Origin of the sequence: Cellulosimicrobium sp. Marseille-Q4280, assembly GCF_943181405.1 — a bacterium.
In the GTDB taxonomy this organism is placed as follows: Bacteria; Actinomycetota; Actinomycetes; order Actinomycetales; family Cellulomonadaceae; genus Cellulosimicrobium.
Window position 1 is genome coordinate 161,753 of record NZ_CALPBY010000007.1, and the last position, 27,000, is coordinate 188,752.

General features: G+C 74.2%; 23 protein-coding genes and 1 pseudogene. 12 read left to right on the forward strand and 12 right to left on the reverse strand.

Features of this window, described 5'->3' with window-relative positions; translation table 11 throughout:
• Positions 1-75: 75 nt before the first annotated feature.
• From NFS20_RS17975 to NFS20_RS17985, 3 genes are read left to right on the forward strand one after another with little or no spacing between them, the layout of a single operon-like run.
• Entirely contained in the window at positions 76-1,440 is a 1,365-nt protein-coding gene (locus tag NFS20_RS17975) for an XdhC family protein (RefSeq protein ID WP_251153177.1), read from the forward strand.
• Positions 1,440-2,369: an FAD binding domain-containing protein gene (locus tag NFS20_RS17980; protein WP_251153178.1), complete on the forward strand. Its 930-nt coding sequence runs from the start codon at positions 1,440-1,442 to the stop codon at positions 2,367-2,369. The genes NFS20_RS17975 and NFS20_RS17980 overlap by 1 nt, the downstream gene beginning before the upstream one ends.
• On the forward strand, positions 2,366-5,323 hold the full coding sequence (locus NFS20_RS17985) for a molybdopterin-dependent oxidoreductase (RefSeq protein ID WP_251153179.1): 2,958 nt from the start codon (positions 2,366-2,368) through the stop codon (positions 5,321-5,323). The genes NFS20_RS17980 and NFS20_RS17985 overlap by 4 nt, the downstream gene beginning before the upstream one ends.
• A gap of 22 nt (positions 5,324-5,345) precedes the next feature.
• On the opposite strand, the gene NFS20_RS17990 is transcribed toward NFS20_RS17985, so the two are convergent.
• Positions 5,346-6,017: a nucleotidyltransferase family protein gene (locus NFS20_RS17990; RefSeq protein ID WP_251153180.1), complete on the reverse strand. Its 672-nt coding sequence runs from the start codon at positions 6,015-6,017 to the stop codon at positions 5,346-5,348.
• Positions 6,014-6,430: a winged helix-turn-helix transcriptional regulator gene (locus NFS20_RS17995; RefSeq protein WP_251153181.1), complete on the reverse strand. Its 417-nt coding sequence runs from the start codon at positions 6,428-6,430 to the stop codon at positions 6,014-6,016. The genes NFS20_RS17990 and NFS20_RS17995 overlap by 4 nt, the downstream gene beginning before the upstream one ends.
• 171 nt (positions 6,431-6,601) lie before the next feature.
• Here NFS20_RS17995 and NFS20_RS18000 point away from each other — a divergent pair, with 171 nt between their 5' ends.
• Together NFS20_RS18000 and NFS20_RS18005 are read left to right on the forward strand one after the other, a co-directional pair.
• Positions 6,602-7,486, forward strand: coding sequence for an NAD(P)H-binding protein (locus NFS20_RS18000; protein ID WP_251153182.1), 885 nt, complete (start codon positions 6,602-6,604; stop codon positions 7,484-7,486).
• Positions 7,487-7,574: 88 nt separating this feature from the next.
• Complete coding sequence (locus tag NFS20_RS18005; protein WP_502800833.1) at positions 7,575-8,585, forward strand: VOC family protein; 1,011 nt, start codon at positions 7,575-7,577, stop codon at positions 8,583-8,585.
• Positions 8,586-8,592: 7 nt separating this feature from the next.
• Here the strand turns inward: NFS20_RS18005 and NFS20_RS18010 are convergent, their stop codons facing one another.
• Together NFS20_RS18010 and NFS20_RS18015 are read right to left on the reverse strand one after the other, a co-directional pair.
• Entirely contained in the window at positions 8,593-8,976 is a 384-nt protein-coding gene (locus tag NFS20_RS18010) for a universal stress protein (RefSeq protein WP_251153183.1), read from the reverse strand.
• A 45-nt stretch (positions 8,977-9,021) separates the two neighbouring features.
• A complete protein-coding gene (locus NFS20_RS18015) occupies positions 9,022-9,876 on the reverse strand; it encodes an IclR family transcriptional regulator (RefSeq protein ID WP_251153184.1) in 855 nt (284 codons plus the stop codon).
• 70 nt (positions 9,877-9,946) lie between these two features.
• Here NFS20_RS18015 and eda point away from each other — a divergent pair, with 70 nt between their 5' ends.
• From eda to NFS20_RS18040, 5 genes are all read left to right on the forward strand, one after another.
• On the forward strand, positions 9,947-10,609 hold the full coding sequence (gene eda, locus NFS20_RS18020; RefSeq protein WP_251153185.1) for a bifunctional 4-hydroxy-2-oxoglutarate aldolase/2-dehydro-3-deoxy-phosphogluconate aldolase: 663 nt from the start codon (positions 9,947-9,949) through the stop codon (positions 10,607-10,609).
• A 2-nt stretch (positions 10,610-10,611) separates the two neighbouring features.
• Positions 10,612-11,757, forward strand: a complete 1,146-nt coding sequence (locus NFS20_RS18025; RefSeq protein WP_251153186.1) for a sugar kinase — start codon at positions 10,612-10,614, stop codon at positions 11,755-11,757.
• Positions 11,758-11,877: 120 nt separating this feature from the next.
• A complete protein-coding gene (locus tag NFS20_RS18030) occupies positions 11,878-12,270 on the forward strand; it encodes a DUF8817 family protein (protein WP_251153187.1) in 393 nt (130 codons plus the stop codon).
• 98 nt (positions 12,271-12,368) lie between these two features.
• The gene (locus NFS20_RS18035; RefSeq protein ID WP_251153188.1) at positions 12,369-12,806 is read left to right on the forward strand and encodes a TFIIB-type zinc ribbon-containing protein; all 438 of its coding nucleotides are present in this window, start codon (positions 12,369-12,371) and stop codon (positions 12,804-12,806) included.
• Between the two features lie 37 nt (positions 12,807-12,843).
• On the forward strand, positions 12,844-13,845 hold the full coding sequence (locus NFS20_RS18040) for a bile acid:sodium symporter family protein (RefSeq protein ID WP_251153189.1): 1,002 nt from the start codon (positions 12,844-12,846) through the stop codon (positions 13,843-13,845).
• 73 nt (positions 13,846-13,918) lie between these two features.
• Here the strand turns inward: NFS20_RS18040 and NFS20_RS18045 are convergent, their stop codons facing one another.
• The 4 genes from NFS20_RS18045 to NFS20_RS18060 form a co-directional block, all read right to left on the reverse strand.
• Positions 13,919-18,604, reverse strand: a complete 4,686-nt coding sequence (locus tag NFS20_RS18045) for a ThuA domain-containing protein (protein WP_251153190.1) — start codon at positions 18,602-18,604, stop codon at positions 13,919-13,921.
• Positions 18,605-18,823: 219 nt separating this feature from the next.
• The gene (locus NFS20_RS18050) at positions 18,824-19,282 is read right to left on the reverse strand and encodes a SufE family protein (RefSeq protein WP_251153191.1); all 459 of its coding nucleotides are present in this window, start codon (positions 19,280-19,282) and stop codon (positions 18,824-18,826) included.
• A 127-nt stretch (positions 19,283-19,409) separates the two neighbouring features.
• A complete protein-coding gene (locus NFS20_RS18055; RefSeq protein ID WP_251153192.1) occupies positions 19,410-20,321 on the reverse strand; it encodes a sulfurtransferase in 912 nt (303 codons plus the stop codon).
• Positions 20,322-20,459: 138 nt separating this feature from the next.
• Positions 20,460-21,818, reverse strand: coding sequence for an aspartate aminotransferase family protein (locus tag NFS20_RS18060; protein ID WP_251153193.1), 1,359 nt, complete (start codon positions 21,816-21,818; stop codon positions 20,460-20,462).
• Between the two features lie 129 nt (positions 21,819-21,947).
• On the opposite strand from NFS20_RS18060, the gene NFS20_RS18065 reads away from it, so the two are divergent.
• Positions 21,948-22,955 carry a LysR family transcriptional regulator gene (locus tag NFS20_RS18065; RefSeq protein ID WP_251153194.1) on the forward strand — a complete coding sequence of 336 codons (1,008 nt, stop codon included), beginning with the start codon at positions 21,948-21,950 and terminating at the stop codon, positions 22,953-22,955.
• Here NFS20_RS18065 and NFS20_RS18070 read toward each other — a convergent pair.
• Positions 22,952-23,251: a hypothetical protein gene (locus NFS20_RS18070; RefSeq protein ID WP_251153195.1), complete on the reverse strand. Its 300-nt coding sequence runs from the start codon at positions 23,249-23,251 to the stop codon at positions 22,952-22,954. The two genes, NFS20_RS18065 and NFS20_RS18070, sit on opposite strands and share 4 nt — an antisense overlap.
• Positions 23,252-23,860: 609 nt before the next feature.
• Between NFS20_RS18070 and NFS20_RS18075 the strand changes: the two genes are divergently transcribed.
• Positions 23,861-25,054, forward strand: a complete 1,194-nt coding sequence (locus tag NFS20_RS18075; RefSeq protein WP_251153196.1) for a Fic family protein — start codon at positions 23,861-23,863, stop codon at positions 25,052-25,054.
• Positions 25,055-25,170: 116 nt separating this feature from the next.
• On the opposite strand, the pseudogene NFS20_RS22320 reads toward NFS20_RS18075, so the two are convergent.
• The 3 genes and pseudogenes from NFS20_RS22320 to NFS20_RS18085 form a co-directional block, all read right to left on the reverse strand.
• Positions 25,171-25,467, reverse strand: a pseudogene (locus NFS20_RS22320) (HepT-like ribonuclease domain-containing protein); the annotation flags it as partial.
• Entirely contained in the window at positions 25,377-26,126 is a 750-nt protein-coding gene (locus NFS20_RS18080; RefSeq protein WP_251153197.1) for a hypothetical protein, read from the reverse strand. The gene NFS20_RS18080 and the pseudogene NFS20_RS22320, both read right to left, overlap by 91 nt.
• Positions 26,123-26,992: a hypothetical protein gene (locus NFS20_RS18085; RefSeq protein WP_251153198.1), complete on the reverse strand. Its 870-nt coding sequence runs from the start codon at positions 26,990-26,992 to the stop codon at positions 26,123-26,125. Before NFS20_RS18085 ends, NFS20_RS18080 begins: the two co-directional genes overlap by 4 nt.
• Between the last annotated feature and the right edge of the window lie 8 nt (positions 26,993-27,000).

Here is a 27,000-nt window from a genome sequence, read left to right on the forward strand (position 1 = left end):
ACGCAGGGGACTCACCGCAAGGGTTCACTGGAAGGACGCCGGCAGTGCCGGCACCCTGGCGGAAGCGAGACCACGATGCTCCACATCGTCGACCGGCTCTCCCCGTGGCTCGGCCCGGGGCAGCTCCCCTTCGCCGTCGCGACGGTCGTCGCGGCGTCCGGCTCCGTGCCGCGACCCGTCGGCACGGCGATGGCCGTGCGCGCCGACGGCGCCGTCGTGGGCAGCCTCTCGGGCGGCTGCGTCGAGGCCGCGGTGCACGCCGCCGCGCTCGACGCCATCGCGGCCGGTGCCTGCCACCGCGAGACCTTCGGCTACAGCGACGACGACGCGTTCGCCGTCGGGCTGAGCTGCGGCGGCACCCTCGACGTGCACGTCCAGCCCGTCTTCCCCGACGACGACGCCGCGCGGGCGCTCCGGGCGCTCGCGGCCGACGCCGGCCCCGCAGCCCTCGTGCGGCGGATCGACGGTGGCCGGCCCACCGCCGTCCTGCTCGACGCGGGCACGGCGGGCACGGCGGGCACGGCAGGCGCAGCGGACGGGCCGGCGGTCGCCGCCGCGCTGCACGGGCTCGTCGGGGCCGGTGCCGTGGACGCGGCCGCCGCGCAGGTCGTCGCGGTGCTGCGCGCAGGGGGCACCGCGACGGTGCGCGCCGCCCACGCCGGCCCGGACCCGGGTCCGGAGACGGGCGTGGTCCCGGGCGCGGACCCGGATGCGGACGCGGAGGACGACGGCCGCCTCGCGGGGACGAGCGTCCCTGCCTGCGACGACGCGGCCGAGCCCGTGACGCTGCTCGTCGAGACCCGCCTCCCGGCGCCGCGATTCCTCGTGTTCGGCGCGAACGACTTCGCCGCGGCGCTCGTGCGCGGCGTGCGCCTGCTCGGCTACCGGGTCACGCTCGTCGACGCGCGCGAGGTGTTCGCCGACCCCCGCCGGTTCCCGGAGGCGGACGAGGTCGTCGTCGAGTGGCCCGACCGGTACCTCGCGGACGAGGCGGGTGCGGGACGTCTCGACCACCGCACCGGCGTCGCGGTGCTCACGCACGACGCGAAGTTCGACGTGCCGCTCCTGCGGCTCGCGCTCGACCTGCCGGTCGCCTACGTCGGCGCCATGGGCTCCCGACGGTCGCACGAGCAGCGCGTGCGCGCGCTGCGGGCCGAGGGTGTCTCCGACGCCGCGCTCGCCCGGCTGCGGTCGCCCATCGGTCTCGACCTCGGCGCGGTCACGCCGGACGAGGTCGCCGTCTCCGTCACGGCCGAGATCGTCGCCGCACGGCACGGCCGGGCCGGCGTCGTGCCCCTGAGCCAGAGCCGGGGCCCGCTGCACGCGGACCCGCCGCACGCGGACCCGCCGCACGCGGACCCGCCGCACGCCGTCGACCCACGCCCTGTCCCGGGTCCACCGGGCGCACCGCGGCGCACCGCACCCGAGGAGGCCTCCTGATGGACCTGAGCACCGTCACCGACCTCGTCCCGACCACCGACCCCGCCGAGTGGCGCGAGGGCGACGCGTGGCTCGCGGGCGGGACCGTCCTGTTCTCCTACGGGAGCCAGACGCTGCGGCGCCTGCTCGACGTCACGTCGGCGGGCTGGCCGTCGCTCACCGCGACCGAGGACGGGCTCGAGATCGCCGCGACGTGCACTGTCGCGGAGCTCTACGCGTTCGAGGGCTCGGCGGCCGCCGTCCCGGTGCGCGGCCGGTGGAGCGCGCTCGACCTGTTCCGCCCGTGCTGCGACGCCTTCGTCGCGTCGTTCAAGATCTGGAACACGTCGACGGTCGGCGGCAACGTCTGCACGTCGCTCCCCGCGGGTCCGATGATCTCGCTCACCGCGGCGCTCGACGGCGTGGCGGAGGTCTGGGGGCCGGGCGGCGCACGCCGCGCGCAGCCCGTCGCGGAGCTCGTCACGGGCGACATGCGCAACACGCTCGCCCCGGGCGAGCTGCTCCGGTCGATCCGCGTCCCGGACCGTGCGCTGCGCTCGCGGACGGCCTTCCGGCGCCTTTCTCTGTCCAACCTCGGGCGCTCCGGGGTCCTGCTGATCGGCCGGGTCGACCCACCGACGGGGGAAGGCAGCACGGGGCCCGACGGCGCCGGCGAGCTCGTGCTCACCGTGACCGCCGCGACGCGGCGCCCCGTGCAGCTGCGCTTTCCTCCCGGGGCGCACCCCTCGGCCGCGGACCTGACCGCCGCGCTCGATGCTGCGGCGGCCGACGGTGCCGACGGGGCAGCGGGTGGCGAGAGCATCTGGCACGACGACGTCCACGGCCATCCCGCGTGGCGTCGAGACATGACCTACCGGCTCGCCGAGGAGATCCGCGCCGAGCTCGTCGCGCCCCTCGACGGCGCCGGCACGGACGGAGGACCCCGATGAGCGACCCGACCACGCCGACCTCGCCGCCGGCCGCGACGTCGACCGCGACGTCGACCGCGACGTCGACCCACGCCACGCGGCCCGATCGCTCCGGGCGCGTCACCGTCGACGGCCGCACGGTGACGACCGAGCCGCGCGCGGGCCAGTGCCTGCGCACGTTCCTGCGCGAGCAGGGCGCGCTCGGCGTGAAGAAGGGCTGCGACGGCGGCGACTGCGGCGCGTGCACGGTGCACGTCGACGGCGTCCCCGTGCACTCGTGCGTCTACCCCGCGCGGCGCGCCGCCGGGCGCGACGTGACGACGATCGCCGGCCTCGCCGCGGCGAGCGGCGTGCCCGAGGGGGAGCTGCACCCGGTGCAGCAGCAGTTCCTCGACGCGCAGGGCTTCCAGTGCGGGTTCTGCACTGCGGGCATGATCATGACCGCCGCGACGTTCGACGACGACCAGCGCGAGGACCTGCCGCGCAACCTGAAGGGCAACCTGTGCCGCTGCACGGGGTACCGGGCGATCGCCGACGCCGTGCTCGGCGGCGGCGCGTGCGGGCGGGAGCACCCGGCCGGCGCCGCACCCTGCGACCCCGCGCACGACGGCCCGCGCCCGGACCCGGGTACTCCCTCGCGTGACCCGGGTACTCCCTCGGCGTTCGGGACGGACGTGCCGGCTCCTGCCGGGCGGGGCGTGGTCACGGGGGCCGTGCGGTACACGCTCGACGTCGACCCGGCCACCTACCCGGGGCTGCTGCACCTGAAGCTCGTGCGCTCGCCGCACGCGCACGCGCGCGTCCTCGCGATCGACACGACCGCGGCGCTCGCCGTCCCGGGCGTCGTCGCCGTGCTCACGCACGAGGACGCCCCGGCGGCCCGGTTCTCGACCGCGCAGCACGAGCTGTTCACCGACGACCCCGACGACACGAGGATCCTCGACGACGTCGTGCGGTTCGTCGGGCAGCGCGTCGCCGCCGTCGTCGCCGAGACCGTGGCCGCCGCCGAGGAGGGTGTGCGCAGGGTGCGGGTCACGTACGAGGTGCTGCCCGCCGTCGTCGACCCCGAGGAGGCGATGGCGCCGGGTGCGCCGCTCGTCCACCCGGACCTCGACGCGACGCAGGCCCGCGTCTCGCGCCCGGAGGCGAACGTCGTCGCCGAGGTGCACAGCGAGCTCGGTGACGTGGAGCGCGGGCTCGCGGAGGCCGACGTCGTGCACGAGGCCACGTACCGCACCCAGCGCGTCCAGCACGCCGCGCTCGAGACGCACTGCTCCGTCGCGTCGCTCGACGACGACGGCCGCCTCGTCGTGCGGTCCTCCACCCAGGTGCCGTTCCTCGCGCGCCGCCATCTCGCGCGCGTCCTCGACCTCGACCCCGAGCGGGTCCGGGTCTACTGCGAGCGCGTCGGCGGCGGGTTCGGCGGCAAGCAGGAGGTCCTGACCGAGGACGTCACGGCCCTCGCCACGCTGCGCCTCGGGCGCCCGGTGCAGCTCGAGCTCACGCGCACGGAGCAGTTCGTGGGCACGACGACGCGGCACCCGTTCCGCGTCCGGGTGCGGGCCGGCGCGCGCCGGGACGGGACGCTCACCGCGCTGCACCTCGACGTGCTGACCAACACGGGCGCGTACGGCAACCACGGCCCCGGCGTCATGTTCCACGGGTGCGGCGAGTCGCTCGCGGTCTACCGGTGCGACAACAAGAAGGTCGACGCCCACAGCGTCTACACGAACACCGTCCCGGCGGGCGCGTTCCGCGGCTACGGGCTCTCGCAGATGGTGTTCGCGGTCGAGTCGGCGGTGGACGAGCTCGCGCGGCAGCTCGACCTCGACCCGCTCGAGATGCGGCGTCGCAACGTCGTCCTCGAGGGCGAGCCGATGCTCTCGACGCACCCGACGCCCGAGGAGGACGTCCACCACGGCAGCTACGGGCTCGACCAGTGCATCGAGCTCGTCGACGACGCCCTGCGCCGCGGGCGCGAGCGCGACGACCGCGCGCTCGGCGCCGAGTGGGGCGTCGGCGAGGGCACGGCCCTGTCGATGATCGACACCGTCCCGCCGCGCGGGCACTTCTCCCACGCGCGCGTGCGGCTGCGTGCCGACGGCGTCGTGGAGGCCGAGGTCGGCACGGCCGAGTTCGGCAACGGCACCACGACGGTGCACGCGCAGCTCGTCGCGTCGGCGCTGGGCCAGGACGCGTCGGCGGTGGTGGTGCGCCAGTCCGACACCGACCTCGTCGAGCACGACACCGGTGCCTTCGGGTCGACCGGCACGGTCGTCGCGGGCAAGGCGTCGCTCGCCGCCGCGCAGGACCTCGCCGAGACGGTCCTCAAGGTGGCGGCCGCCCTGCCCGGCGCCCTGTCCGACGGCGGTGTCCCGGATCCCGCCGACTGCCGGCTCGTCCCCGGCGCGGTCGACTGCGCCGGGAGGATCGTCCCGCTCGCCGACGTGGCGCAGGCCGCGACCGAGGCCGGGATCGAGCTCGTCGCCGAAGGGCGCTGGGGCGGCACGCCGCGCTCGGTCGCGTTCAACGTCCACGGGTTCCGCGTCGCCGTGCACCACGGAACCGGAGAGATCCGGATCCTGCAGTCCGTCCAGGCCGCCGACGCCGGCGAGGTCGTCAACCCGCGCCAGTGCCGCGGCCAGATCGAGGGCGGTGTCGCGCAGGCGCTCGGTGCCGCGCTGTACGAGGACGTCGTGGTGGACGAGACCGGGAAGGTCACGACCGACATCTTTCGGCAGTACCACCTGCCCACCTTCGCGGACGTGCCGCGCAGCGAGGTCTACTTCGCGCGCACGAGCGACTCGATCGGGCCGATGGGCGCGAAGTCCATGAGCGAGAGCCCGTTCAACCCCGTCGCCCCCGCGCTCGCCAACGCGATCCGCGCGGCGACGGGTGTGCGGTTCACGGAGCTGCCGCTCCTGCGGGACCGGGTGTACCTCGGGATGAAGGCGGCGGGCGTCCGGGCCGGATGATCGCGGGTCGGGTGCGCTGCGCTCAGGCCAGGAGGTCGAGGTCGGCCTCGGTGTCGAGGTCGCGGCCGTCGCCCGGGTGGTCGACGACGTCGATCAGGTCCGCGTGCGCGCGCAGGAAGGCGCGGGCGCCGTGGTCGCCGTGCGCGCTCGCGGCGGCCGGGGCGGCGAGCGACGCGTCGAGCACGAGGGGGTGCGCCCAGCGGGGGTTCCCGCGCGCGTCGCCGTGGGAGAGCGCGGCGGCGTCCTGCCCGACGGCGCCCGTCCAGCGCGAGGCGACCACGCGCCCGGGGCGGTGCGCGGCGAGGAGCCGAGCGACGTCGTCGGGCCGCACGCCCGGCTGGTCCACGTGCGCGACGACGACGCGAGCGGCGTCGTCGGCGAGCGCCGTGGCGACGCCCCGGCGCAGCGAGGACGCCATGCCGGACTCCCAGTCGTCGTTGACGACCACGCGCACGGCGGGACGGTCGAGCGCGGCCTCGGCGCGCACCCGGTCCGCGCCCGCTCCGAGGACGACCACGACGACGTCGCACCCGCCCTCCGCGAGCACCCCGGCGACGTGCTCGACCAGCGGGCGGCCGTGGTGGGGGAGCAGCGCCTTGGGTCCCCGCCCGAGCCGCGTCCCGGCGCCCGCCGCGAGCAGCACGCCGACGGTCGGCCGGGCGCGCGGCGAGAGGTCCGGAGCGGTGGAGGTCACGCGCCGTCGCGGCGGGCGTCGTACGCGCGCTGCGACGCGGACACCTCGCCGACGGCGCCCTCGAGCACGTCGATGAGGGCGGAGAGTCTGTCGGCCACGCGGACACCGAGCTCCGTGAGCGAGTACTCGACGTGCGGGGGGATGGTCGCGCGCACCTCGCGCACGACGATGCCGTCCCGCTCGAGCCCCTGCAGCGTCTGGGCGAGCATCTTCTCGCTCACGCCGTCGATCCGGCGACGCAGCGCGTTGAAGCGCACGGCGCCGTCGCGCAGGCCGGCGACCGTGAGGACGCCCCAGCGGCCGGTCACCGACTCCAGCACGTGCCGGGAGGTGCAGCCGCGCTGGAACACGTCGGCGACCATCTCGTCGGTCGGGCCGGCGTCGCGCGCGCTGAGTTCCGTCACGTCCGTCACGCAGCCAGGATAGGCGGCTCCTCCCGGTAGCACACTGTGAGATACGTCGCACGCTCTTTCGGTTGGCACTGTCGAAAAGTCAGTGCATCCTCGTCGGGAGGCGCTGCGAGGCGCCTGCGAACCGTCGCCGGACGGTCGCACGACCCGCCCTGCTCTCGAAGGAGCCCTCTCATGACCATCGCCGTCACCGGAACCAGCGGCCACCTCGGCCGTCTCGTCGTCGAGTCCCTGCTCGCCCGGGGCGCGGCTGCGGCCGACGTCGTCGCGCTCGCCCGCACCACGGGCGCGGTCGTCGACCTCGCGGACCGCGGCGTGGTCGTGCGCGAGGCCGACTACGGCCGCCCGGAGACGTTGGCCGCCGCGCTCGCCGGTGTCGACGTCCTCGTCCTCGTGTCGGGCTCCGAGGTGGGACGCCGGGTCGAGCAGCACGGGAACGTCGTCGACGCGGCCCGGGCCGCCGGCGTGTCGCGCGTAATCTACACCAGCGCGCCGCACGCCACGACGTCGGCACTCGTCCTCGCGCCCGAGCACAAGGCGACCGAGGAGCTCCTCGCGGCCTCGGGGCTGTCGACCACGGTCCTGCGCAACAACTGGTACACCGAGAACTACGCGCCCGACGTCCTGCGCGCGCGGGAGACGGGCGAGATCGTCGCGAGCACCGGCGCCGGGCGGGTCGCGAGCGCGAGCCGGGCCGACTACGCGGAGGCCGCGGCCGTCGTCGCGCTCGCCGCGCAGCAGGACGGCGCGCACGACGGCGCCGTCTACGAGCTCACGGGCGACGTGGCGTGGTCCTTCGACGAGCTCGCCGCGGCCGCCGCCGACGTCGTGGGCCGTCCGGTCGCGTTCCGGGGCGTCACGCCGGAGGAGCACCTCGCGATCCTCGCGGGCGCCGGGCTGGACGAGGGGACCGCGGGCTTCGTCGTCGCGCTCGACGGCAACATCCGCGACGGGCTGCTCGGCGACGCCACGGGCGACCTCGCAGGACTCCTGGGCCGCCCGACGACGCCGCTCGTCGACGGCTTGCGTGCTGCTGTCGACGACGTCGTCACGGCCTGACCGCGGCGGCGCGCCCGGCTGTGGTTAAATAGTTGAAGAAACAACTAACAGCCGCGCCCGTGGCGCGCCGATCCTCCCGGAGGGACCCATGACCTCGCAGGCCGACCCCGGCCCCACCGTCCAGCGACTCGCCCGCCCGGGCGCCCCGCGGCCCGTCGTCGACCTGCTCGCGGCCGCCACCCGCATGGACGCGGTCACCCTCCACGTGCGCGACCTCGACCTCATGACGCGCTACTACCGCGACGCGCTCTCCCTCGCGGTGCTCCCCACCCCGGACACGCTCGCCCTGCCCGACGGCGCCCGGCTCGCCGAGACCGTCGTGCTCGGCCGGGGGGCGACGCCGCTCGTCGTGCTGCACCGCACTCCCGGCCTGCCGGTGCCGGGCCGCCGTGAGGCGGGTCTGTTCCACACCGCCGTCCTGTTCGACGACGAACCGGGCCTCGCGCACGCGCTCGCCTCCGTCGCGACGACCGCGCCGAGCACGTTCGTCGGCAGCGCGGACCACCTCGTGTCCCAGGCGTTCTACTTCACGGACCCCGAGGGCAACGGCGTCGAGCTCTACGCCGACCGCCCGCGCGACGCCTGGGGCTGGGACGAGAACGGTGTGCGGATGGACACGATCCACCTGGACCCGAACGCGTTCCTGGCCGACCACCTCAGCGACGCGTCCCGGGAGCTGCTGTCGGGGCCTCGTGCGGAGGCGGGCGAGCGGTCGCCCGGGACCGGCGGAGCGGGCGGCGCAGGCGGAGCGGTGGTGGGGCACGTGCACCTGCAGGTGGGCGACGTGCCGACCGCGCGGTCCTTCTACGTCGACGCGCTCGGCTTCGAGGAGACCGCGAACGTCCCGGGGGCGCTGTTCGTCTCGGCCGGCGGGTACCACCACCACATGGCGATGAACACGTGGAACAGCCGTGGGGCAGGACCGCGCGCGTCCTCGCTCGGGCTCGGCAAGGTGTCGATCACGGTGCCCGGTGCGGACGACGTCGGCGCGCTGCGCGAGCGGCTCGCGCGGGCGGCGGTCGCGACCGAGGACGACGGCGCGGTCCTGCGCTTCGAGGACCCGTGGCGGAACTTCGTCGAGGTGCGCGCCGACCGCTGAGCCGGCGTCAGTGCCGGGCCTTGATCACCAGGACGGGGGCGGGGGAGTCGAGGAGCACGCGCTGCGTCGTGCTGCCGAGGAGGAACTTGCCGACGGGCGAGCGCTTGCGGGCACCGATGACGACGAGCTCGGGGTGCGTCCGCTCGGCCTCCTCGACGATCGCGTCGGCCGGGTCGACGTGCTCGGACCGGTAGGTCACCTCCGGTCGCTCGATGCCGGCGGGCAGCGCGTCGAGCTGGTGCGCGAGGCCCGCGGGGACCCCGGCCTCCGGGTCCTGCGGGGTGAGGACGAGGACCGCGAGCGGCGCGCCGCGTCGCTCGGCCTCGGCGATCGCGGCGTGCAGGGCGGCCTCGCCCTGCGGGGAGTCGTTGTACGCCACGAGGACGGTCATCGCCGGGCCTTTCCGTGCTGCCGATCGGACTGCGGTTGAACTCTCTCACACGCCGGGCGTGGCTGCCGTCCGGCGCTCGCCCCGCTGCCCGTCGCGGCTCGCGGCGTCGTGCAGGCCGAGCGGCACGGTGAGCGGCGGAGGGAGCAGCGGAGGGAGCACGCGAGCCAGCACGTCCTCGATCTCTCGGCGCCGCCGCACCCCGAGGCGCTCGGACGGCGCGGTCACGCTGATCGCGGCGACGGGGCGTCCCGCGTCGAGCACGGGGACCGCGACGCAGCTGATCCCCGGCTCGTTCTCCTCGTCCTCGCGCGCGAAGCCGTGCTCGCGCGTGCGCTCGCAGAGGGACCGCAGGTCCGCGGTCGTGACCTGGCCGTCGGGAGCGGCCGCGGCGTACCAGGCGAGGCGGTCGTCGTCGAGCGTGCGGTACGCGAGGAGCGCGCGTCCCAGGGCGGTCGTGGCCGCGGGTCGACGCCGGCCGACGGCAGACCACACCCGGACGGCGCGGGCGGGCTCGACCTTGTCGAGGTAGACGATCTCGGTCCCGGCGAGCGTCCCGAGGTGCACCAGCTCGTCCGTGGACTGGCACACCGCGACCAGCGCGGGGTGCAGGAGCGCGGGCAGGTTCTCCTCCCCGAGGTAGACGGTCGCGAGCGCGGTCGCCGCAGGGCCGAGCCGGTAGCTGCCCGTCGACTCGTCCTGCTCGGCGTAGCCACGGTGGCGCAGGGCGGCGAGCGTGCGGTGCAGCGAGGTCTTGTTGAGCCCGAGCCCGAGCGCGAGCGTGCCCAGCGCGAGGCCCGAGGGGCCGGCGGCTGCGAGCGCCTCGAGCGCGGCGAGCGCCTTGTCGACGCTCCCGAGCGGGCTCGCCGCGGTGCCCGACGCCGCGGGCCCGGCTTCCGTCATCGTGGTGCCTTCCTCTAGAGTGCGTTCCGCAGTGAACAACAGGCGTTCACCATAGCGAAACGGAGTGAGGATGTCAGCCGACACCAGCGTCCTGGAGCAGATCGAGCGGGCGCGCGTCGTCCCCGTCGTCGTGGTCGACGACGCGCGCGACGGCCTGGGCGTCGCCGCCGCCCTGCGCGACGGCGGCCTGCCGGTCGCCGAGGTCACGTTCCGCACCGCCGGCGCCGCGTCGGCGATCGAGGCGATCGCGCGCGAGGTGCCCGAGGTGCTCGTGGGCGCCGGCACCGTGATCACGGCCGCCCAGGTCGACGAGGCCGTCCGGGCCGGCGCCCGGTTCCTCGTGTCGCCCGGGCTGTCCGCCGACGTCGTGCGCCGCGCCCAGGAGCACGGCGTGCCGATCCTGCCCGGGGTCGCGACGCCGTCGGACATCATCGCCGCACTGGACCTCGGCCTGACGGCCGTGAAGCTGTTCCCGGCGAACGTCGTCGGCGGACCCGCCGCCGTCAAGGCGTTCTCGGCACCGTTCCCCGGCGTGCGGTTCGTCCCCACGGGCGGCGTCAGCGCCGCCAACCTCCTCGACTACCTCTCCCTGCCGTCGGTGCTCGCCGCCGGCGGGTCGTGGATGGTCGACCGCTCGCTCGTCCGCGCGGGCGACTGGACCGAGATCACCCGTCGTACGCGCGAGGCCGTCGAGCTCGCCGCGTCGCTCAGCACCGTCACCGAAGGAGCCTGACCGTGAGCACCACCCCCAACGGGACCGACACCGGGACCTCTGCCGCCACCGCGCCGCTCACGCTCCGCCCCGCCGACGAGTGCGCCTACGACGTCGTCGCGCTCGGCGAGGTCATGCTGCGCCTCGACCCGGGCGAGCGCCGCATCAAGACCGCCCGCAGCTTCGACGCGTGGGAGGGCGGCGGCGAGTACAACGTCGCGCGCGGCCTGCGCCGCTGCTTCGGCCTGCGCGGCGCCGTCGTCACGGCGCTCGCGGACAACGAGGTCGGCCGCCTCGTCGAGGACCTCATGCTCACGGGCGGGCTCGACACGTGCAACGTCGTGTGGCGGTCCTACGACGGCATCGGCCGCACGGTGCGCAACGGCCTGAACTTCACCGAGCGCGGCTTCGGCGTGCGCGGCGCGGTCGGCGTCTCCGACCGCGGCAACACCGCGATCGCCCAGCTCCGGCCCGACGACGTCGACTGGGACGCGCTGTTCGGGCGCGGCGTGCGCTGGTTCCACACGGGCGGCATCTTCGCCGCGCTGTCGGAGTCGAGCGCCGACGTCGCCGAGGCCGCGATGGCCGCCGCACGCCGCCACGGCACGATCGTGTCCTACGACCTCAACTACCGCCCGTCGCTGTGGCAGGGGATCGGCGGCGTCGAGCGCGCGCAGGAGGTCAACCGTCGCCTCGCGCGCTACGTCGACGTGATGATCGGGAACGAGGAGGACTTCACGGCGTCGCTCGGCTTCGAGGTCGAGGGCGTCGACGAGAACCTCACCGACCTCGACACGGGGGCGTTCCGAGCGATGATCGGCCGCGCTGCCGAGGAGTACCCGAACTTCCAGGTCATCGCGACGACGCTGCGCGGCGTGAAGACCGCGACCGTCAACGACTGGGGCGCCATCGCGTGGTCCCGCGTGCAGGGCTTCGCCGAGGCGACGCACCGCCCGGGCCTCGAGATCCTCGACCGCGTCGGCGGCGGCGACTCGTTCGCGTCCGGCCTCGCGTACGGACTCATGGAGCTCGGGTCGATCGCGGAGGCCGTCGAGTACGGCGCCGCGCACGGCGCGCTCGCGATGACCACGCCCGGCGACACGTCGACGGCGTCGCTCGCCGAGGTCCGCAAGCTCGCCTCGGGCGGCAGCGCGCGCGTCCAGCGCTGACCTCGCGTCCACCGTCGGGCCGGTCCGGGACGTCGTCCCGGGCCGGCCCCACGCGTTCGGGCTGCCGGCAGGAACCACCCGGTCTAGGGTGGTCGGGCTGTCGAGGCTCGGAGGTGCGGCGTGGCTGGTGAGGCACCCCTTCCCGGGCTGCCGCGCCGTCGTGCCGCGGAACCGCCCGACCTGGCGCGCGCCGTCGAGCACGCGCGGATCCTGCGCGGCGCGGGGGACGCGGTCGGGGCGGCGCGCGTCCTGGACGAGGCGTTCGCGGCCGAGGGGGTCCGCACGCGCACCGTCTCCGAGCGGGTGCGCTTCCGCGCGCTCGTGCTCCGCGCGGACCTGGCGCTCGCACTGCACGACGACGTCGCCGCCGCACGGTTCCTCGAAGGGGTCGAGTGGTTCCTCGCGGGTGCGGACTTCCTGCCCCGCGTCGCGGAGGCGCTCGCGTCGCTCGACGACGAGCGCCACCGCGTCGAGGAGCTGCGCGAGCACCTCGTGCCCGACGACGCGACGTGAGGCGCGCGGGAACCATCCCGGGCCGGCCGGCGTTGGACTCCGCAGCATCCCGGCCACACGTCCCGGCCATACGTCCCGGTCATACCAGGAGGACCCGCATGCTGTGCCCGACCGACCAGACCGTGCTCGTGATGACCGAGCGCAAGGGCGTCGAGATCGACTACTGCCCGACGTGCCGTGGCGTGTGGCTCGACCGTGGTGAGCTCGACAAGATCATCGACCGTTCCGTCGAGGGCGAGATCGCGGCCGAGGCCGCGGGGCCGGCGGCGACCGCTGCTCCAGCCCCTGCACCCGTGCCGCCCGGACCCACGGCGTACCCGGCCGCGCAGCCGGCCGACTACGGGTCACCGCGGGGCTACGACGACCGCCGCGACGACCGCTACCGGGACGAGCGCCGCTACGACGACCGGGACCGCCGGTACGACGGCGACCGCCGGTACGACGGCGACCGTCGCTACGAGGGTGACCGCTACGACCCGCGCTACGCCAAGCGCAAGAAGAAGGAGTCGTGGCTCGGGGACCTCTTCGACTTCTGACCGGGGCCCCGCGGGTCGCGCCCTAGACTCGACCCTCGTGCGCGCAGTCCTGAGCCGGTGGGTCGACCCGTTCGTCGTGACGCTGCTGGTCGTCCTCGTCCTCGGTCTCGTCGTGCCGGTGGGCCCGGACGCGCAGCGCGTCGTGGACGTCGTCGCCGACGTCGCGGTCACGGTCCTGTTCCTCGTCTACGGCATGCGGCTCTCGACCCGGGAGGTCTGGGCAGGGCTGCGGAACTGGCGGCTGCAGGGCGGGATCCTCGCCTCGACGTACGTGGTCTTCCCGCTGCTCGGCCTCCTCGTCGCGTGGGCCGTCGCACCGGTGGTCGGGGAGGGGCTCGCCGTCGGCGTGCTCTTCCTCGCGCTCCTGCCGTCCACGGTCCAGTCCTCGGTCGCGTTCACGTCCGTGGCCCGCGGCAACGTCGCGGGCGCGATCTGCGGCGCGACGGTGTCGAACGTGCTCGGGATGGTCGTCACCCCGCTGCTCGTGCTGTGGCTGCTCTCCGACGCGTCGGGCGCCACGGCCGGCGCGTCCGGCGGTGCCGACGACGGTGCGCTCGGCGGGCTGGGCGGTCTGCGGACGGTTCTCCTGCAGCTCCTCGTCCCGTTCGTCGTCGGCCAGCTCCTGCAGCCGTGGGTCGGCGACTGGATCCGCGCGCGGCGCTGGCTCACGCTCGGCGTGGACCGGGGCACGATCCTCGTCGTCGTGTTCGGCGCGGTCGCGGCGGCGACGTCGGCGGGCGTGTGGTCCAGCGTGTCGGGGTGGGCGATCGTCGCGCTGCTCGGCGTGAGCGCGCTGCTCCTCGCGGCGATGCTCGCCATCACGTGGTGGGGCGGGGCGGCCCTGCGGCTGTCGACCGAGGACCGCGTCGCGCTGCTCATGTGCGGCTCGAAGAAGTCGCTCGCGACCGGCCTGCCGATGGCCAGCGTGCTCTTCCCGGTCGCCGTGGCGGGCGTGGTCGCCGTCCCGGTGATCGTCTTCCACCAGCTGCAGCTCGTGGTGTGCGCGGTGCTGGCCCGGCGCCTCGCCCTGCGCGACTGAGTGGGCGCGCGGGTGAGGCCCGGGAGGCGACGTCGGACGGCCGCCTCCCGGGCCTCACCTCAGGACGGTGACGTCACCCGCAGGACACCGCCGCGTGCTCGACGTCGGCCGCGAACGTGCGACCCTCGCCCTCCGCGCTCACCTGCGCCGTCCCTGCCGGGACCGAGGCCGACCGGGTGGCGAACGCCTGGTAGGCGCTCTTGCCCGGCGCGACGTCGGCGACCGTGCGGGTCCCGAACGGCGTCGTGAGGGTGATGTCCGCCGGGACGGTGTCGTCGTTCGTCGCCCGCACCGCCACGTAGACCTTGCCCGCGAGGCAGCGCGGCTCGACCACGGTCGAGATCGCGAGCTCCTCGGGGGCCGGCTCGGTGGAGACGCCGTCCCCGACGAGCTCGAACAGGTTGACGTTGGCGATGTAGTGCGTGCCCGTCGCCCGGAACACCAGGACGAGCGTGTTCGGGCCGCCCGGGTCGGTCACCGGCACCTCGAACCACTGGTACGACTGGCCGCCGCCCGTGTTCGTGATCGGGACCGAGCCGATCAGCGCCCCGCTCGCCGTCCCCGCGCGCAGCTCGAGCGTGCCGCCGATGCTGCTCGACGCCATCCGGAAGCGGATCGTCGAGATCCCCGCGAGGTTGACGTCCTCGTAGCTGATCGTGGCGTTGTCACGCAGCCAGCCGACGTTGAGACCGCCGCCGATCGAGTCGCCGGTCGGCTCGGTCCGGACCGTCGAGTCGGCGTGCTCCGCCTCGATCAGCGCCGGCTGCAGCCTCACGGTCGCGCGCGCCTGCGCGAGGTTGCGGACCTCGCCGTCGTGACCGCCGCGGGCGTACAGGACCTCGAGCTCGTAGCGCAGGCGGTCCGTCGGGCCGGCGTCCGCCGGGCGCTCCATCGTGACGAGGCCAGTGCAGCCGTCGGTCGGCTCGCCGCGCCAGACCTGGTCGCCGCGCGTGACGACGAGCCGGGCCCGGACGTCGGCGCAGTCGGCGGACGGGTCCGCGACCGCGGCCTCGTACCGCACGGCCTTGCCGAACGGGACGACGCCCCCGAGCGGCGGGTCGCTCAGCGAGATCTCCGGGCGCTGCCCGCTCGGGCTCTCGAACCGGACAGTCTCCCACGGCTCGACGTTGCCGGCGGCGTCGGAGGTGCGGAACTCGACGCTGTGGTCGCCGTCCCCGCTCACCGTGAACGCGCCGTCGTAGGCGACCTCGTCGCCACCGTCGACCCGCACCGTCGTCGCGTCGACGCCGGACGTGGCGTCCGTCGCCTCCAGCACGACCGAGACGTCGCCCGTGAAGGTGTCACCCTCGGTCAGGGCGGTCAGGGCGGTCAGGGCGGTGAGGTCGGCGGTCGTCGTCGGCGCCGTGCCGTCGACCTGGACCACGACGCTGCCCCGGTTGGACGTGCTCTCGCCCCGCACCGCCCGGAAGGCGACCTCGTAGCGGCCGTCCTCGGTGAACGGCACGGGAGCCGTGTAGGGCGTCCACGCACCGGTGGGGCCCACCTGGTACTCGATGGCGTCGTCCTCCTCGGCGGTGAGCGACAGGCTGACCGCGTCGTGGTACCAGCCGCTCTCCTCCGGCTCGGCCGGCGAGAGCTCGGCGGTCGGCGTCGGCACGACGAGCGGCGGACCGCCCGCGGCGCCGTCGCCCACGACGTCGAACCAGTTGAGGTTGAGCAGGTACCCGTCGGCGCCGCGGAACAGCAGGACGAGGTCGAACGTGTCCCCCGGGTCGTCGACGGCCGCCTCGACCCAGTCCCAGGCCTGGAAGCCACCGGTGCGCGGCACGGCGGCGGTCCCGAGGAGCTCGCCGTCGGCCGTGTCCTTCCGGATCTCGATCCGGCTCGTGTCGTTCGGCGACGCGACCCGGAAGCGCAGGGCGTCGACGTTGGCGAAGTTGAAGTCCTCGTACGTCATCGCGCTGTTGTTGCGGATGAAGCCGACGTTGAGGTCCCCGCCGAGCGGGTCGGCCGTCGCCTCGGCACGGACCTCGGTCCCGAGGGTGTAGTGCTCGGCCTGCTTGCGTGACGGCTGCATCGCGACGACGTCGCGGCCGGTGAGCGGCGCGACGACGCCCGCGGGGGAGCCGTCGTCGGTGTACCGGGCCTCGATCGCGTACGTGATGCGGTCGGTGTCCGTGTGGCCGCTGTCGGGCTCGAGGACGAACGAGCCGGTGCAGCCGGTCGCCTCCTTCATCGGGTGACCGTGGTCGTCGTGGCCGAGGATGAGCTCGACCGTGACGTCCGCGCAGTCGATGTCGCCCGCGGCCGTGGAGCCCTGCTCCGCGTCGGTCACGGACACCTCGAAGTCGACCGTGTCCCCGTAGGTGAAGACCGTGCCGTTCGCGGGCCACAGGATCTCGACCTCGGGCTCGGTGTTGCCGACCGAGATCGTCGCGTTCGCGGTCCCCGTCCGTCCCTGGACGTCGGACACCGTCAGGACGGCGGTGTAGTCGCCCTCGGCGGTGTAGGTGTGCGTGGGGTTCGGCTCCGTCGACGTGCCGCCGTCACCGAAGTCCCACGCGTACGTCAGGTCGCCGCCCTGCGGGTGCGCCGTGCCGGCGCTGGAGAACTCCACGACGAGCGGGACGCCGCCCGACCGCGGGGTCGCGGACACCTTCGCGAGCGGCCGGTCGTTGCCGCCGGTGTAGTCGATGCGCACGACCTGGGCGTCGGGGTTGTTCCCGCCGAAGCCCGAGCCCCACTCGATGAGATACATCGCGCCGTCGTGCTCGCCGAAGACCATCGCGTGCGGCCGCGTGAGCTGCATCGAGGCCAGGACCCGCGTGATGTCGGCCTTCGCGCCGTCCTCGTCGAGGTGGAGCTGGTAGAGGCGGTTCTGACCCCACTCGTAGAAGAAGGGCTTGTCCGCCATCGAGCGCGGCCACTTGCGGTCGGACTCGAGCTCCTCGTCGAACGTGTACGCCGGGCCGCCCATCGGCGCGCCGCCGGTGCCGACGTCGGGGTCACGCAGCGAGCGGCCGTAGGAGGTCAGCGGCTCGATGACCGGGGGCAGGGTGGTGACGCCGGTGTTGTTGGGGGAGTCGTTCACCGGGCCGGAGCAGTCGAACTCGGCGCCGGGCTGGTTCGTCGCGTAGTCGAAGTCGACGTACGCGCCACCGCCGTGGCAGTAGGGCCAGCCGTAGTTGCCGGGCTCGGTGATGACGTTCCACTCGACGCGACCGTCGATGCCGCGCTGGTCCGCGACGCTCGCGTCGGGGCCGTAGTCACCGAGGTAGACCGCTCCGGTGGTCTGGTCGACGGCGAAGCGGAACGGGTTGCGCAGCCCCATGGCGAAGATCTCGGGCCGGATCTTGCTCGTGTCCTGGCCCGCGGCCCACTCCGTGTCGACGAGGTTGCCCTCCGGGACCGTGTAGGAGCCGTCGTCGGTCGGGGTGATCTGCAGCAGCTTGCCGCGCAGGTCGTTCGTGTTGCCCGACGAGCGCTGGGCGTCGAACGCCTCGCTGCCCGGGCGCTCGTCGATCGGCGCGTAGCCGCCCGGGGCGCCGCCGGGCGACGTGTCGTCCCCGACGGAGACCCAGAGGTCGCCCTCGGCGTCGAAGTCGAGGTAGCCCCCGGAGTGGCAGCACTCCACGCGCTGGTGCGGGATCTGGAGGAGGATCTGCTCGCTCGCGAGATCGAGCGTGTCGCCCTCGAGAGTGAAACGCGAGAGGCGCTGGTGGGGCTCGTCGACGAGGTCGCCGTGCGGCGTGTAGAAGAGGTAGACCCAGCCGTTCTCGGCGAAGTCGGGGTCGAGCTCGATGCCCAGCAGGCCGTTCTCCTGCGCGGTGTGGACCTGGAGGCGGCCGACCGTGGACGTCGTCGAGGTGTCGGGGTCGATGACGCGGACCTGGCCGGCGCGCTCGATGTAGAGCACGCGCCCGTCGTCGGCGACCTGGAGGCCCATGGGGCTCGCGACCTCGTCGTCGAGGACGACCTTCTGGTAGTTGGCGTCGACCGTGCCGCCGCAGTCGTCCGACGCCGCGCCGGTCGCCCAGAGGACGCCCCCGGTGAGGTGCTCGACGAAGGCCGGCTCGACGAAGCTCTCGGGCGTGTGGCCGAGCCCGGTGTACCAGGACCGCCCGCCCTCGTGGTACTGGCACCACGCGATGGGGTGGTCGGCACCCATCCCGCCGCCCTGGTACGAGGTCTCGTCGAGCGTCATGAGGACGTGGACGTCACCGCGCGGGTTCTCGCCGAAGTTGTACCACTCGTCCGTCCGCTCCCAGCGCTGGGGGAGGTGGGACGTCGACGGGTGCGTGCGGTCCTCGACGTGGATCCCGGCCTCCTGCACCGCCGGGTGGCCGCTGAAGTAGGCGCCGACGAGCTCGCCGTACCAGGGCCAGGTGTACTCGGTGTCGCTCGCCGCGTGGACGCCGACGTAGCCGCCGCCCCCGCGGATGTAGTCCTCGAACGCGGCCTGCTGGCCGTCGTCGAGGACGTCGCCGGTCGTGGACATGAAGACCACCGCGTCGTACGTCGCGAGGTTCTCGGGCGTGAAGGCCGCCGCGTCCTCGGTCGTGTCCACGACGAGGCCGTGCTGGTCGCCGATGGCCTGGACGGCCGCGATGCCCTGCGGGATCGAGCCGTGCCGGAAGGCCGCCGTCTTCGAGAAGACGAGCACGCGCCCGCTCTCCTCCTCGACGGCGGGTGGTGGTGGGGGATCCTCCGCGGCGGACGCCGGGGGCGCGAGGAGCGCGCCGACGGCCACGAGCGAGATGGCCGTGGTCAGGGAGAGCAGACGCCGGACAGGAGACATGCGATCGACACCTTTGTGATCGAGCGAGTCGGACGCCCCGATAATGTCAATCGGCTGAACTATCGACAAGAGGCATTCTGCGCAACGGGCGAACTATTTGTGCGATAACGATGTCGAATTCTGATCGATATCGATGTCGAGCCGTTCCTGCGAGGTCGACGGCGTCGGCCCGGGCGGGTTGCGACGCTGTATCACGCGCGGTTCGGACGCGCGGAGCGCTCAGCCGCGCGCGCTGACCTGCTCGCGCACCTGGCGCTTGGCACGCGTGAGCATGCCGTTCATCCCGCCGATGCGCAGCGGGCTCACGGCCCGCGTGAGCCCGATCGACATCGGGAAGTCGTCCGGGACGTCGAGGACCTCCTGCACGGTCAGGCCCGACAGGCCCTGCGCGAGGATCGACGCGAACCCGCGCGTCGTCGGCGCCTCGGCCGGAGCCGTCGCGTAGAAGTGCACGACGCCGTCGCCGTCCACCTCGGCGAAGGCCCGGACGGGGGACTGGCACTCCTCGATCCGTTCGAGCATGCCGGGGGCGCTCGCGTAGCGCTCCGGCAGGTCCGGCAGCTCGTTCGCGAACTCGAGCAGGAGCTGCAGGCGCTCGCGCTCGGGGAGCGCGAGGAAGTCCTCGCGGATCTCCGCGAGGGTCGCGGGGAGTGCGGCGTCAGGGGTAGGAGCGCTCATGGTTCCGATCCTCGCACCGTCGCGCGGCTGGTGGCACTGCGGTCCCAGCGTGCGGAACGACGACGGCGCGTGGCCCGGTCCCCGTCCAGGGAGACCCGGCCACGCGCCGTCGGGCACAGGCGTCCGGTCAGTTGAGCGACGCGGGCGCCTCGCCCGGCTGGTCGCCCTTGACGATGGGCACGCGCACCGCGTTGCCCCACTCGGTCCACGAGCCGTCGTAGTTGCGGACCTTGTCGAAGCCCAGCAGGTAGGTCAGCGCGAACCAGGTGTGGCTCGAGCGCTCGCCGATGCGGCAGTACGTGACGACCTCGTCGTCCGCCGCGAGGCCGAGGCCGCCCTCCTGGTAGATCGCCTCGAGCTCGGCGCGCGACTTGTACGTGCCGTCCTCGGCGACCGCGGTCGCCCACGGGACGTTGCGCGCCGTCGGGATGTGGCCGCCGCGCAGCACGCCCTCCTCCGGGTAGTCCGGGATGTGCAGGCGCTCGCCCGTGAACTCCTGCGGGGAGCGGATGTCGACGAGCGGGCCGTTGCCGATGTGCGCGAGGACGTCCTCCTTGAAGGCGCGGATCGTCACGTCGTCGCGCTCGACGACCGGGTACTCGACGGCGTCGGGCGCCGGCACGTCGGTCGTCGTCTCGCGGCCCTCGGCGATCCACTTGCCGCGGCCGCCGTCGAGCAGGCGCACGTCCTCGTGGCCGAACAGCGTGAACACCCACGCGGCGTACGCGGCCCACCAGTTGTTCTTGTCGCCGTAGACGACGATCGTCGTGTCGCGGCCGATGCCCTTCGAGCCGAGCAGCTGGGCGAAGCCCTTGCCGTCGATGTAGTCGCGCGTGTCCGGGTCGTTGAGGTCCGTGTGCCAGTCGATCTTCACGGCGCCGGGGATGTGACCGGTCTCGTAGAGCAGCACGTCCTCGTCGGACTCGACGACGACGACGCCCGGCTGGCCGAGGTGCTCCGCGAGCCAGTCGGTGCTGACGAGACGGTCGGGGTGGGCGTACTGCGTGATCTTCTCGGTGGTGTCGAGCGGTGCGGGCATGGTGTCCTCCAGGGGCTGGCGTGCCGGGGTGTGCGCGCGACAGGCCGCGCGGCTCTCCGCTCGTCAGGCTAGGCGGCGTGTCCGGTCCGTGGAAGGGCCGTTGCGCATGCTGAGACGGTGTTACACCGGGTGTCACCGCTACCCCAGGAGCTCGCGCGTCGCTTCCGCAAGGGCCTCGTCGAGGAGCTGCAGGCCGAGGTCGAGCTCGTCGTCGGCGATCGTCAGCGGCGGGGCGATGCGGAAGACACCGCCCATGCCGCGGAGCTGCACCACGTTCATGTGCAGGCCGCGCTCGAGGGCGCGGCGGGTCACGAGAGCGCCGAGCGCGTCGGCGCCCTCCTTCGTCCCGCGGTCGAGCACGAGCTCGATGCCTTGCAGCAGCCCGCGACCGCGGACGTCGCCGACGACCTCGTGCCGGGACTGCAGCGCGAGGAGCCCGGTACGCAGGCGGTCGCCGAGGACGCGCACGCGGGCGTCGAGCTGCTCGGCCTCGAGGACGTCGAGCACGGTGCTGCCCACCGCGGCGACCAGGGGGTCGGACACGTGGGTCGTGAAGAACAGGAAGCCGCGCTCGTGCGCACGCTCCTCGATCTCCGCGCTCGTGACCACCGCGGCGAGCGGAAGCCCCGCCCCGAGCGTCTTCGAGAGCGTGAGGATGTCGGGGACCACCGGCTCCTCGCCGGGCCGTCCCTCGAACGCGTACCAGGAGCCGGTGCGGCACAGCGCGGTCTGCGCCTCGTCGAGGATCAGCAGCATCCCGCGCTCGTGGCACTTGTCCCGCAGCGCCGCGAGGTAGCCCTGCGGGAGCTCGACGATCCCGCCCGAGCTGAGGATCGGCTCGACGATGCACGCCGCGAGGCTCCCCGTCGACTGCACGTCGACGAGGTCGAACGCGAGGTCGAGCTGACGACGCCAGTCGTGCCCGCCGTCGGGCGTGAGGTGGTCGGGACGGTAGGCGTTCGGCGCCGGGATCACGACGTTGCCGGGTGCCGTCGGGCCGTAGCCTCGTCGCCCCGCACTGTTGGTCGCCGCAGCCGCGGCGTGCGTCATCCCGTGCCACGACCCCGCGAGGGAGACGATCTCGTGCCCGCCCGTGACGAGCTTCGCCATCCGGATCGCGGCCTCGTTCGACTCCGCACCCGTCGTGAGGAGCAGGACCCTCTCCAGCGGGTCGGGGAGCGTGCCCGCCAGACGTCGCGCGAGGTCGACGACCGGTCGCGAGAGCATCCCGCTGAAGAGATGGTCGAGCGTGCCGATCTGCCGCCGCACCGTCTCGACGACGGCGGGGTGGCCGTGCCCGAGGATCGCGCTCATCTGACCCGACGTGAAGTCGAGGATGCGCCGTCCCTCAGCCGTCGTGACGTAGCTGCCCGACGCGCTCTCGACGATCTCGGGCGTGAACGGACCGCCGTAGCGCACGAGGTGACGGTCGGCGTCGGCCCAGAACCGGGCGGCGTCCTCGGCGGGGACGGTGGCGGAGGACGGGGCGGCGGTCATGTGCCGAGCCTAGGGACGAGCGTTGTGCGCGTACAGCACGAGTTCTCGTACAGTCTGTGCGGAGGAACCGCACAGCACCGCACAACGCCGTAGGGCGCCGCCCCACGCCCGCCGACCCCGGAGGAGCCCGTGCTCAACGCCGCCCGGCTGCAGGTCCTGGCCCGGCTCGACGGCCTCGGCACCGTGCGCGCCGTCGGCGCCTCCCTGCACCTCAGCCCTTCCGCGGTCTCGGCACAGCTCGCCGCGCTCGAGGCGGAGACCGGTGCTCGTCTCCTCGAACGGACCGGGCGGCGCGTGCGGCTCACCCCCGCGGGCCGCGCCCTCGCCCGGCACGCGCGGGTCATCCTCGACCAGATGGCGCTCGCGGAGGCGGAGCTCGCGCACCCCGACGGGCAGCCGGCCGGGGTCGTCCGCGTCGCCGCGTTCTCCAGCGCGGTGCGTGAGCTCGTGATCCCCCTGACGCTCCGGCTCGCGACCGAGCACCCTCGCGTCGAGGTCGACGTCGTCGAGCTCGACCCGCGGGAGAGCGGTCCGGCACTGCGGCGCGCAGACGTCGACCTGGCCGTCACGGCCGACCTGCTCGACGGCGCGCCGCTCGCCGGTCCTGACGTCGCGACCGTGCCGCTGCTCGAGGACCCGGTCGTGCTCGTGACCCCGGCTGCGACGTCGAGGGACGGCGCCGCCGGCGCGCCGTCGCACGGCGTTGCCGACGCGCCGCCGCCGGCCTCGTCCGGTCCGGTGGACCTCGCGGGCCTCGCCGACGCGCGCTGGGCGGCGGACCTGGCCGGGACCTACCTGTCGACGCTCCTGGACGGCGCCTGCCGCGACGCGGGGTTCGAGCCCCGCGTCGTTGCCCGCCTCCCGAGCTACGAGCTCCTGCTCGCGCACGTCGAGGCCGGGCTCTCCGTCGCGCTCCTGCCCGGGCTCGCCGTCGACCGCCGGTACGACGTCGCGGTGCGACCCCTGACGGCACCCCGGACACGCCAGGTCTACGCCGCCGTGCGGCGCGGAGCACCGCCGACCGCGGCCACCGCCGCGGTCCTGGGAGCGTTGCGCCGGGTCGCGAGCGAGCGGGGTTCCGACGAGGGCGCCGTGGCCTCCGAGGGGCAGCCCGTTCGCGCCGTCGACGTGGACTAGAAGGTCCACGCGTCCTGGACCGTCGTGTAGACGACGTCGACGTGGTCGAAGTCGACGGACACGTTCATCGTGAGGTCTGCCGGGTCGTTGACGCCGAACCCCTGCTTCCACGTGATCGACTGTCCGGGCAGCACCGGCGCGTCGGGCGCCCCGCCGTAGCCCTGCTCCGAGTCGTACACCTCGTCACCGGCGACGCGGGCGCTCGTGATCTGCGTGGAGCTGAACGACGTCCACGTCGTGGTCGTGCCCTTCGTGACCGTGAACGTGAAGCCGAGGTAGGTGGGGAACTCACCCACCGACGCCCACTCGCCGGGCGTGAACGGCCCGTCGCTCGTGGCTCATGTCGGGCCGGCTGCGAGCTCGCGACGCCGTGGCGTCTGTCAGGGCGTCGGGGTTGTCCAACGCCTCGACAGTCTCGGACTGGCGTCGTCGGGAAGGCCTCGCCCAGCGGGAATGTCAGGGCCTCGCCCGTGCCCCGCGTGCGGGCGCCGGCTCGCACCGAGCCTGGACGGTTCGTGCCGCCGCATCTGAGCGCTGCAGGCACCTCGCCATGCGGCGGCGCCGGGCGACGCCGGGCACCTGCCGACACCGCGCCGTCGGGCACTGTCGAACGTGAGGCACGCGCGGAGACGCCACGCCGTCGCGGCGAGGACCGGCCGTCGTACCTCGAGCGCGTGAGTCGCGCTTTCGCGAGCGCGCGCTGCTCGACCTCGAGGACGCTCCGGCCGCCGAGGACCTCGACGACACGCTCTACCGCGCCAGCGAGTCCCGCGGCGGTCTCCCCACCCTCCGCCGGGGGCGCCGCTGATCGAGACGGGAAGCGACGACCGCGAACCGCCGATCAACCGAGGCGACATCCCGGCGTTAGCATCGAATATTACTATTTCCAATGCTAACGTGGTCGCGTGGCTTCGGAAGCGGAGTGGCCGACGTTCGGGTCGGAGGTGCTCGTCTGGGAGCCCTCGGATGCCGAGTACGGACCTCGTGCGGGCCGGAGCCGCCGCCGGGGATCCTTTGAGGCCGCCGTGCCGGCTCGTATCGCGCGGGCGGAGCTCCGGCTCGACGGCTCGACGATGGCTCTGGTCGCCGAGGCGAGTGCCGAGATCGCCCGCCTCGACGGCGAGTCGCTGGGCTCCCCGATGTCGTACGCGTCGTTGCTGCTCCGGACCGAAGCCGCCTCGTCGTCGCAGATCGAGAACCTGACCTCGTCGCCAAGAGCCATCGCCCTTGCCGAGCTTGGTCGCCGAGGCAGAGCCAACGCGGACGAGATCATCGCGAACGTCGCCGCCATGAAACGGGCGCTCGACGGCTCCGAAAGGTTGGACGCTGACGCCGTCCTGGCCATGCATCAGGTCCTGATGCGCGACCACATGCCCGGTGCTGCGGGACGGTGGCGCGACTCGGCGGTGTGGATCGGCGGTTCGGCGCAGAGTCCGCACGGGGCCGACTACGTGGCGCCACGAGCCGGGCTGGTGCCGCAGGCCATGGACGATCTCGCAGAGTTCATGGCCCGCGACGACCTGCCGGCCCTGGCGCAGACGGCGGTCTCGCACGCACAGCTCGAGAACATCCACCCCTTCCCTGACGGCAACGGGCGCACCGGGCGCGCGCTGATGCACGCTCAGCTCCGCCACGCGGGTCTGACCCGCCACGTCGTCGTCCCGATCTCCGCCGGCCTCCTCGCCGAGACCGAGAGGTACTTCGCAGCCCTCACGGCGTACCGCTCGGGGGACGACCCGCAGCCCATCGTGGTGCAGGTGTGCGAGGCGGTATTTCCCGCGCTGCGCAACGCCCGCACCTTGATCGCCGAGGTCTCCGAGGCGCGTGACCGGTGGGCGGGGGCCATCCGCGCACGCCGGGGTGCGTCGGCGTGGCGCCTCGCGGACCTCCTCGTCGAGCGTCCGGTCCTCGACGCGCGGCTCGCGGCGGAGCGCCTCGGCGTCACGACGGCGAACGCCCAGGTCGCGATCGACCGGCTGGTCGAGGACGGCGTCCTCGACCAGATCGGCAGAGGGGCTCGCGATCGCGTCTGGCAGGCGGTCGAGGTCATCGAGGCGATGGAACGGTTCGCCGAGCGCTCCCACCACCGCATCGTGTGACGGCTGATCGTGCACGCCGCGGCCTTCTGCGATAACTCCTGACGTGGATGCGTCACCCGTCGTCGCACTCGGCGTCGGGGCTCATCGGCCGCGCCACCGAGCCGCTCGAACAGATCGGGAAGATGGATCCGCAGGGTGTCCCAGACGATCTCGTCGCCGACGCCGTCGTCCTGGTGCGCGATACGGTTCCGCGTCGCGCGGATCTCTCGCCACGGGACGTCGGGTTTGCACTGACACGAAGGCTGCGGGGAACCTGTCGGCGGCCGCCGCAACGTCGATGATGACGCTGCGACCCGCGGCGCAGGATCTCGTCGTCGGCGCCTCAGCCGTCGTCGACCGCGAGGTACACCGGTTCGACGGCACCGGACGTGAGCCGCCACGTGCCGTCGGCCCTGGCGGGAACGGCGACGCACAGGTTCCCGACCAGGGTCGCGCCGACCGGGACCCGACCCACCGTGAGCAGCTCCCCGGGCACGGCGCCGCACGGCGCGGAGTGCACGGCACCGTCCGCGCCGACGAACGCCAGCGCGACCGACTCCGCCGTCTTGACGCCGCTGCCGGGGCCCCAGTGGTAGGCCGAGGCCGGGACGACCCAGTACTCGGTCCCGTCCTCGGGGGCGGTCGCGGCCGGGTCGGCGGCGAGGATCTCGGCGGTCGCGTCGCGCGGGGTCCCGAGGGTGACGTCCCAGCGCGGTCCGTAGACGGTGGCTCCCACGGGCCACGGGTCGGCGGCGGTGCCGCTGCCCGGGGCCTCCGACCAGACCTCGTCGTCCGACCAGTCGTCGCCGTACCAGTCCTCCTCGTACCACCCGTCGTCGGAGAGGTCGCTCGGGGAGGCGAGCAGGGCCTCCCCGTTGCTGGCGAGATAGCTGCCCGCGAAGGCGACGACCCCTCCGACGACGAGCGCCGTCGAGCCGCTGACGACGCCGACGACGACGCGGCGTCGCGTCGTCGTCGCGCCGCCGACCGGACGAGGAGCCGTGGCGCGGTCGGGGCCGCCTGCCGGTGCGTACGGTGACGGGCGGCGGGTGTCTTCGTGCACGCGGGGGAGCAGGCCGGGGGGCAGCGTCATCGTCCCGCCTCCGGGGCCAGGTACATCGGGGCGGAGGTACCGAGTGTGACCTTCCAGAGGCCCTCGGCGCCCGCGGGCACCGCGACGCACACGACCCCGTGGGCGGTCTCGCCGGACGCCACGTCGGGCGCTGCGGCGAGGTCGTCGGGGACGGCGCCGCAGGGGGTCGTGTGCACGACCCCGGACCCGTCGACGAACGCGACCTTCACCTGCCGCCACGCCGTGCCGGTCGGGAGCGTCCCGGTGTACGTCGCCTCGAGCGGGACCACCCAGAACTCGTCGCCGTGGCGGGGTGCGGCGTTCGACGCGTCGTGCGCGAGGACGGCCGCCGTGGCGTCGTGCGGCGGCTCGACCGTCACCTCCCACCGGTCGGTCCAGTAGGTGTCGCCGAAGGGCCACGGGTTCGTGGGTCCGCCGCCGTCGGGGTAGTCGGCGGGATCGGCGTGGTCGACGACGACGCCGGGCTCCGACGGCGCCCGCGACGACCCTTCCTCGGGCGCCGCGGTCGTGCTGCCCGACGGCCCGGCTCCTCGGTCGGTGGCCACCGAGTCGTCCGTGGCCACCGAGTCGTCCGTGGCCACCGAGTCGTCCGTGGTCACCGCGTCGTCCGGGGCAGGTTGCTCCTCGGGGCTGTCGGGCCCGGCGAGCTCGCTGCCGTCGGTGGTCCCACCGCCGGTGTCGCCGGTCTCGGCCTGCGCGGTGTCGGGGCCGGGGACCGTCCGGCCGAGCGCCGTCCCCCCGGTCACGCCCAGCGCCAGCCCGACGACGGCGGCCACGACGCCGACCGTCACGGCCGAGGGGCCGCGCGACGGCAGGGGTCCCGGCACGTGGACCTGCGGCGGCGACCCAGGCGGCGTGAAGGACACGAGCGGGA